Source organism: Rhodococcus sp. P4_B6 (assembly GCF_056402215.1).
On sequence record NZ_JBFUHV010000274.1, the window covers coordinates 1 to 8267 of the forward strand.

An 8267-nucleotide genomic window follows, 5' to 3' on the forward strand; every position below is an offset into this window, starting at 1 on the left:
GCCCCGGCCCCCGCCGCTGCGGCGCCTGCCCCCGCACCCGCACCCGCCCCCGCGCCGGCACCTGCGCCCGCTCCGGCACCGAGCGTTCCGTCCGACGGCGGCGCCGCGATCGCCAACACCATCGTCGGCGGTGCCGGCGCGGTGGGTAACACCGTCAACGGCGTGGGCGACACGGTCGGCGGCGTCGTCGGCGGAGTCACCGGCCTGGTGCCCGGCGTCCTCGGCAACGGCGGATAGGGCGACGTGTCCACGCTGCCCTCACCGCTCCCTCCCACGGAACTCGCGGACCTCGACAGCCCGCAACTCTCCGCTCTCGCACTGGTTCTACTCGGCAGCGACCTCGACGAGACCGTCGTCGCCCGGGTACTCGACGTCGAACCCGACCGTGCCCGCGCGGCCGTCGACGCGCTCCGTTCGGACGGCTGGGTCGACGAACGGGACACGCTGGTTCTCGCGGACCACACGCATCTCACGACCACGCTCGGCGAGAACCGCCTGCACATGCTGGCCCGCCGCCTGCTCGCCCATCACCTCGACGGCGGAACGCTCACGCTTCCCGTCGCCCGCGCGGTGGCCGCGACCGGCACACCCAGCGAGGAATTGAGCCAATTCCTCTGCGCCCAGGCCGAACTCGCCGAACCGGCCGTCGCCGTCGCGCTGTACGCCGAAGCGGGCCGGGTCGGCAAGCTCCGCGACACGGCCGTCGTCGCGTACGCCGAGGCGAGCGCCCTGAACGGTGACCTCGACACTGCGGTCGGGCTGGCCGATTCCGTCCTCGAACGATCCGCGACCGTCGACGGCCCGGAACTCGCTGCGGCCGTCCGGATTTCGGCCGCAGGCGCCGCGTTCTGCGGCATGATCGACCGCAGCGCCGAACTGTACGCCTGGCTCGGTGCGGACCGGGCGGGCGCCGACGCCCCCCTCGCCGCCTCCGTCCTCGTGGTCGCGGGCCGACTCGACGACGCCGAAGCCGTTCTCGCGACGAGCGCGGGCGCACCCCCCACCGCCGCCACCGCCGGCGCCGCCCTCGTCGCGACCGGACTCGTGCAGTCGGTGACCGCGTCCGCGAATGCGGCACTGAACTCACTGACCCGCGCCCTGTCGCTGCCCGGCCGCGCGTCGCGGCCCCGGATGCTGCCCGACTCCCCCGCCGCGATCACCGCCCTCGCCGCACTCCACTGCGGCGAACTCGCCCACGCGGACGCCGTCCTCACCCGGGCCCGGGAAGCCGAGCGCCCCGGCAGTGTCACCGCGAACCGGCACCAACTGCTCACCGCGTGGACGTCGATGGTCCGCGGCGACCTCACGTCGGCGCAGTCCCGGCTCGACGGTCTCGACGCCGCGTCGATGCACCAGCGCGATCTGCTGTTCGTCCACGGCCTGCGGGTCGGATTGGCGCGGCGCACCGGAGACAACGCGGCCCTGCTCCAGGCGTGGGCGGGTGCGCAGGGCGTGCTCGCCGAGTACTCGGTGGACCTGCTGAGTCTGCTGCCGCTCGGCGAACTGTGGCTCACCGCGATCCGGGTCGGCGAACCCGGGCGGATCACCCACCTCGTCGAGGACGCCCGGTCGTTGCTGCGGACCCTCGGCGAACCGGCGATGTGGGGGTCGGCGCTGCACTGGTACGGCGTGCAGGCCTCGATCCTCGCCGAATGCCCCGCCGATCTGATGCCGCACGCCCGCGCACTCGGCGAGGCCGCCAAGGTCAGCACGTACGCGTCCGGGCTCGCCGCCGCCGGTCGCGCCTGGCTGCGGGTGCTGCAGGGCGACATCGACGCCGCCTCCGTCGAGGACGCGGCCCGCACCCTCGACCGGATCGGCCTGCCGTGGGACGGCGCGCGTCTCGCCGGTGAGGCCGCGTTGCGCGCCTCCGACACCCGGGCGGCGACCACCCTGCTGCAGGTCGCGCGGGCCCTGCGCCAGCCGACGTCCGCCGGCAGCGGCGCCGACTCCGCGGTCGTGCCGAGCCCGAGCACGCCGGGGTCGCTCACCGACCGCGAGGCGGAGGTCGCCGAACTGCTCGTCCAGGGGCTGACGTACCGGGAGATCGGGTCCCGCCTCTACATCTCCGCGAAGACGATCGAGCACCACGTGGCCCGGATCCGCCGGCGGCTGGGCGCCGGGTCGCGGTCGGAACTGCTGTCGATGCTGCGTGCGATGGGCCACGGGTCTGCGGCTCCGCCACCTGTGAGTACTTCTTAACCGCCGGCGGTTAACAAGCACTCACGGGTGCCGTATGTAACCATTCGGCATCGGCGCGCGACACACTGTGCACGTGGTGCGATGACGCACCTCTCGAACCGTGCCAGTAAGGATCTTCCATGACCACCGGAGTCGGACTCACCGTCGGCGATTCGGTTTCCACGGCGGTGGTGACCGCTTCCGGAACCGACGTGAGGACGATCGAACACCCGTCCGTGCTGTTCACGGCCCCGGACGGCACTGTTCAGCTCGGCGACCCCGGCACGGAGTCGACCGGCGCCGTCCGCGACTTCCTCGCACGCGTCGGTGAGCCCGCGGGCATCGAGTACGCGGGTTCCCTGACCCGCGCCGAGGACCTCGTCGCGACGGCGATGTTCTGCCTGTTCCGGGAGGCGTCGGACGGACTGTCCGGCACGGTGAAGGTCACCGCGACCCATCCGTCGGACTGGGCGCCGGAGATCGTCACGAAGCTGCGTGAATCCCTCGACTACATGGGTCTGGGCGACGCAACTCTCATCCCGGAGTCGGTGGCGCTCGCCGCATCGCCGGAGTCCCCGGCCCAGGGTGCGGCGCTGCTGGCGGCCGGGCTGGCCCTGACCGACGAGGACACCAGCGCCGACACCGAGTCGATTCCCGTCGTCGAGGCCCCGTTGCACACCGCGTACTCCGCTGTGACGGCGGTGCCCGCGGCGGCTGCGTCCGCCGACGCGTCTCCGCCGGCCGAGACCAAGGCGAGCGCACCGACCGCAGCCGCCAAGCGCCCCGACCGTCGGCCACTGATCATCGCCGGTGTCGCCGCGGCCGCACTGGTGGTGGCCGGTGGGGCGGTCGCGTTCGCGCTCACCGGCAAGAACAGCACCGCGGTCCCGTCGATCCAGGACGCCCAGACCGCGTCGGTGACGACGTCGACCGCGCGACCCACACCGGTCGCACCCGCGGTCTTCCCGACGGCGAGCACGCAGGAGGTGGCCGTGACGACGGAGTTCGAGGCCCCGATCCCGGTCGCTCCCCCGCCCGCCCCGGTGGAGACGACGTCCGTGTTCGTGCCGCCGCCCCCGCCGACGACGACCACGACGACGACGCCGGTGATCACCCTTCCCTCGATCACCACGGTCCCCCAGACCACCACGACGACCACCGCCGCGACGACCACGACGACACCGCCGGAGACAACCACCACCACCACGACGACGAAGGAACCGCTGGCCGCGACCACCACGACGACTCCGGTGCTGCCTGCGCTGAAAACGCCAGGTCAGTGAGGCTTCGGTCGCACCTCCCCGACGGGTCGACCCGTCCGTAGCTTAAGGTGGGGCGCTGATACCCACCCCAGAAGGAATCCCCAGTGAACGGATTCCGTGCAGAAGGGATTTCATGCGTAACGTGCTGGCGCACCGCGCCGCTGTTGTAGGCGCCTCGGCAATGCTTCTTCTCTTTCCGTTTTCCACTGCCGCCCAGGCCGACCCTGTTACGCAGCCCGACACCACGCAGCTGAGCGCCGACAAGTTGCCGGCCGAACTCGTCGAGGCCATTACCCGCGACCTGAAGATCAGCCCGCAGGAATACCTCGACCGCGCCGCGAAGGCACAGGAGCTGGGTAGTTACGCCGAGGATTTCCGGGAGCAGCATCCCGACGACTTCGCCGGGGCGTGGATCGGCCTCGACGGCAAGCCCGTCGTCGCGGTCACCACGAACGAGGCCGCCGACGCCGCAGCCAAGGCCGGGTACGACACCCGCATTGCGCCGGTGTCCGCGAACGGCCTGGAGAAGACCCTCTCCGACGTGAACGGCTGGATCGCGGGACTGCCGAAGGACGTGGCTTCCCAGGTCAACTCCGCGTCGATCGACGTTCTCGACAACCGCGTCGTCATCGACGTCGTCAACAGCCCCGTCGGCCAAGCGCTGAACCTGCCGACGCTGCTCGCCAACGTCAAGGTGATGCTGAGCCCCGGCGGCGGCGGTCCGGTGGAGCGGGGTCCCCTCGCGGGCGACACGTACATCACCACCGCGGGCGAACTGCCGAAGACGCCGATCTCGGAGATCTCCGTCTGCTCGCTCGGCTTCAACGCCGTCGACGACAGCGGCCAGGCCGTCAACATCAGCGCCGGGCACTGCAACCCCGCCGAGGGTCAGCAGTCGCCGGTGTTCCTCCCCAATCACCAGAACGTCGACGACAGCCAGCAGATCGGCGTGTTCTCGAAGTCGTCGGTGGGTAACCCGGCCGACAAGCTCGACTACTCGGTGATCAAGCTGAACGACGCGGGTGTCAAGGCCGGGCTGGACCGTCCCGCGGTGCGCGGCGCGAACGGCACCACCCTGGAGATCACCGGCACCGCCCGTCCCGTCGTCGGCGCCCCGATCTGCAAGTCGGGCCAGACGTCGTCGTTCACGTGTGGTGTGGTCGCCGCCGATCACGTCGAGACGCAGTTGTTCGTGGCCGACGGTTCGAGCCGCGTGATCAACGGTTTCGCGGGCACCGCCTGCACCCTCGCGGGTGACAGCGGCGGTGCCATCGTCACCGGCACTCTCGCACTGGGCATCACGAGTGGTTCCAATGCCAGCGGCGCCCCCAACTGCACGGAGGCGAACCTGGTGCTGGCACCGGAGGGTGGCACGGCCAGCCTCGGCATCCCGGTCGCGGACATCGTGGACACGGTCGGATCCGGGATGCGCGTGCGCACCATCTCCGACTAGTTCGCCACCGCTTTCACCCTGCGCCCGGTGCCCGTTTCGTCTCGGACACCGGGCGCAGGTGTGTGTACGGCAGAAGCGCCCCGGCTGTCCGGTGTCCGCTTTGTCCAGCGGCGTCGTCCGCCGAGAGTGTTACAGGTGGGAATAGACGGGGCGAACCCATATAGTCGACTCCGACTGTGTACGGCCTTACCTGTCAGGGGGGTCGTATTCGCGTGCGCCCGCGAGGCAACTGCGAACAAACAACATAGAAAGGCCCCCATGCGAAGCTCCATCGCACGTCGTGCCGCCGTGTTCGGCTCCGCCGCGCTGCTGCTCCTCGGTCCGGTCACCGCCTCCGCTCAGGCCGATCCGGTCGAGCCGGGAGTGTCCGGCCAGGCCGCCAAGCTGCCCGCGGAACTGATCGACGCAATTTCGCGTGATCTGTCGCTGAGCCCGGACCAGTACCTGGAGCACTCCGAGCTGGGCCAGAAGCTGGCCGAGTTCGCGAAGATCGCCCGCACCCAGTTCCCGGACGCCTTCGCCGGAACGTGGCTCGACAACGCAGGCACCCCGATCGTGGGGCTCGCCGACGGCGCCGACAAGGAGGCTGCGGTCGCCGCAGCCGAGAAGGCCGGCTTCCAGGTGAAGGATGTGGCGCAGAGCGAGAGCAGCCTGCAGCAGCAGGTGAAGTCGCTCGACGGTTGGCTCGACACCCAGCCGCCCGCCGTCGCCGATCTCGTTCGCGGCGTCGCCATCGACATCGTGAACAACGATCTCGTGCTCCGCGCCGACAACGTGGGCGGGTTGCAGCTTCCGGACTTCCTGAAGGGCGCCCGCGTCGTGCAGTCGCCTGCGACGGCCGCTCCGTTGCCGTCCACCGACCTCACCCCCATCGCCGAACCGCTGCCCGCCGACGCCCTGCTGGGCGGCGACGCGTACGGCTCGCTCGGCGGCGGAGTCGGGCTGCGCTGCTCGCTCGGGTTCAACGGCACCGACGGCTCGGGCAGGCCGGTGAACATCACGGCAGGGCACTGCGACCCCAACCGGTCCAGTGCAGGCACCGCGGAGGCGTCGGAGGCGTTCTCCCTGGTCCCGGGTGGCACCGGTCCGCGGATCGGCACGTTCGCCAAGACCAGCCTGGACATCCACGACTACTCGATCATCCGGGCCGACGACGACGCCGCCCGCCGGTTCGAGAACAACGGCGTCCGGGTGCCCGGTGCGGCGCCGGTCGCGATCACGGGAACCGCCGACCCGGTCGTCGGCGCCCCGGTGTGCAAGTCGGGTCTGACCACCGGCTTCACCTGCGGTCGCGTCACGTCCGTCGCGCAGACCGTCTCCGTCGGTGAGCGCACGCTGGCCGACAGCTTCTCGACGAGCATGTGCGCCCTGCAGGGCGACAGCGGCGGCACGATCGTGACCGGCACGCTGGCCCTCGGAATCTCGAGCGCCTCCAACGTCGGGCAGTACCCGATCTGCCAGGTCGCGGACGTCGTCACGTTCGTCCTCGGCGAGAGCCCCGAGTTGTTCGCCACGCCGATCAACGAGGTGCTGGCGGAGAATCCGGGTCTGCGCGTCCGCACCTCGTAACGCAACGCCTACCGACGACGACGGCCCGCTTCCCTTCGGGGAGGCGGGCCGTTGTCGTCGGCGCACTGGTGGGCTGCGTACGAACCGATCAGGCGGTGGGTTCCGGCGCGGGCGGAACGAACGGCGTGTTGATGGTGATCAGGTACTGGATTCCGAGGATCACGAGCGCGGCGCCACCGACGAAGATGGTTCCGGCGAGCCCGCCGGCGGCGAATCCCGCCATGAGGCCGCCGAGGCATCCCACGGGAGTGCCGATCACGGTCACGGCGAGTAGCCCGCACCCGACGGCGAGACCCACGACGCCGAAGATCACCCCGAAGATCAGACCGCCGATCAGCGTCGCGTAGCCGAGATAGCTGTTGAAGTCGGCCAGCGCGACGTCGTCGCGCTCTTTCTGTGTGTCGAATCCGTCCTGCGCCACCGATTTCAGTGACGCCGCAACGTCGTCGGGAATCTGCGGGGTGAGTTTCACCGTGCGGCCGTCGAGATCGGCGTCGATCGGATACACGACATCACCGAGCCGAATCGTGAGCGGCAGCGCAGCAACCACCTTGCCGCTGCCGTCCACCACCTCGATCGCTTCCCGGGTGTCGGTGATCCGGAACGCGCCCGCGTCGATCGACGTGATCACGGACTCACCCTCGGCGTGCGCCTCGTACCCGATGTCGGGCGAATCCTGCTGCGTCAGCGGCGCTGCATGTGCCGTCCCTGCGGAGATGCCGAGGGAGGCGACGACGAGGAACGCTGCTCCGGTGACGGCCCGCAGGTTCCGTGCAAACCGGCCGCTCATGCCGCGGGCGCCGGTGCGACGAACGGGCTGTTGATGGTGTTGAAGTACTGGATACCCAGAACCACCAGGGCGCCGCCGCCGACCACGATGGTGCCGGCGAGCGCGACGACGGGCGCCACGATCAGCGCCCCTCCGATGCATCCAGCCACCGGCCCGGCAAGACCGAGGAACGGAATCACCAGAGCAGCCGTGCCGGGGATGATGCCGACCGCGCAGCCGATCGCCCCGCCGATGATGGCGGCGACGATCGCGGTGATCGCGGTCGTGATTCCGAGTTGCTGCTGGAAGTCGTCGAGTGCGCGCTCGTCGCGTTCCTGTTTGTCCTGGGGTGCAGCGACGTCGTCGAGGGTCAGCCGTTCCGACACGGGGACGGGTGTCGCTGCGGAGGGATCCATGTTCGGGACGAGTCGCAGGACACGCGCGGACTCGTCGACCGCGACGGCGAAGGGATGCTGCAGGTCGTCGACCCGGAAGAACGTGGGAATGGACGCTACGACGCGGCCACCGTCGTCGACGACGTCGACGGTGTCGTTCGCGGCGTTGATCGAGAAGGCGCCGGCGTCGAGGGTGGCCACAGCGGCGTCGCCGTCACGAGCGGTCTGGTAGTTGATGTTCGGGATGCCCTGTTCCGCTGCCGGCCGGGGTGCGGCGGCCGGATCGGCGTATGACGTGGCCGCCCCGACTCCCATCGCCGCGACGACGAGCATGGATGTGGCAGTAAACCGTCGGAGGTTCATCGAGACCCGTTTCAAGAGCAGCGCTGTGACGGACGAAGGTTAGCCTAAGGGCCTGCGATGAATTAACTTAGTCAGGTTCGGGCGTGTCGGGGTTCGGGTGGAGGGTGTAGTTCCATTCGCCGTGGAAGTCGTGGCGGGTGAGGGTTCCGGTGTCGGTGAGGGCGGCCATGTCGCGGTCGGGAATCTTGACGCCGGTGGGATATTCGGCGGTGTCCAGTTCGGCGCGCACGCGCAGGCCGGTGCGGGTGGTGGTGGCTGCGATGGTCTCGACAATG

Annotated in this window: 6 protein-coding genes and 2 pseudogenes; 5 read left to right on the top strand and 3 right to left on the bottom strand. The window is 70.2% G+C overall.

Annotated elements, in window-relative coordinates; translation table 11 throughout:
- From AC1DWT_RS48000 to AC1DWT_RS48020, 5 genes and pseudogenes are all read left to right on the top strand, one after another.
- Positions 1–237: pseudogene (locus tag AC1DWT_RS48000) on the top strand (Hsp70 family protein); the annotation flags it as partial.
- 6 nt (positions 238–243) lie between these two features.
- Positions 244–2202 carry a LuxR C-terminal-related transcriptional regulator gene (locus tag AC1DWT_RS48005; RefSeq protein ID WP_477925961.1) on the top strand — a complete coding sequence of 653 codons (1959 nt, stop codon included), beginning with the start codon at positions 244–246 and terminating at the stop codon, positions 2200–2202.
- Between the two features lie 119 nt (positions 2203–2321).
- The gene (locus AC1DWT_RS48010; RefSeq protein ID WP_477925962.1) at positions 2322–3464 is read left to right on the top strand and encodes a hypothetical protein; all 1143 of its coding nucleotides are present in this window, start codon (positions 2322–2324) and stop codon (positions 3462–3464) included.
- A 112-nt stretch (positions 3465–3576) separates the two neighbouring features.
- Positions 3577–4896, top strand: a complete 1320-nt coding sequence (locus AC1DWT_RS48015; RefSeq protein WP_072937433.1) for a S1 family peptidase — start codon at positions 3577–3579, stop codon at positions 4894–4896.
- A gap of 258 nt (positions 4897–5154) precedes the next feature.
- Complete coding sequence (locus AC1DWT_RS48020; RefSeq protein ID WP_477925963.1) at positions 5155–6465, top strand: S1 family peptidase; 1311 nt, start codon at positions 5155–5157, stop codon at positions 6463–6465.
- 88 nt (positions 6466–6553) lie between these two features.
- On the opposite strand, the gene AC1DWT_RS48025 is transcribed toward AC1DWT_RS48020, so the two are convergent.
- From AC1DWT_RS48025 to AC1DWT_RS48035, 3 genes and pseudogenes are all read right to left on the bottom strand, one after another.
- Complete coding sequence (locus tag AC1DWT_RS48025) at positions 6554–7255, bottom strand: DUF8020 domain-containing protein (RefSeq protein ID WP_477925964.1); 702 nt, start codon at positions 7253–7255, stop codon at positions 6554–6556.
- Positions 7252–7962, bottom strand: a complete 711-nt coding sequence (locus AC1DWT_RS48030) for a DUF8020 domain-containing protein (protein ID WP_241031512.1) — start codon at positions 7960–7962, stop codon at positions 7252–7254. The genes AC1DWT_RS48025 and AC1DWT_RS48030 overlap by 4 nt, the downstream gene beginning before the upstream one ends.
- Positions 7963–8062: 100 nt before the next feature.
- A pseudogene (locus AC1DWT_RS48035) lies at positions 8063–8267 on the bottom strand (ISAzo13-like element transposase-related protein); the annotation flags it as partial.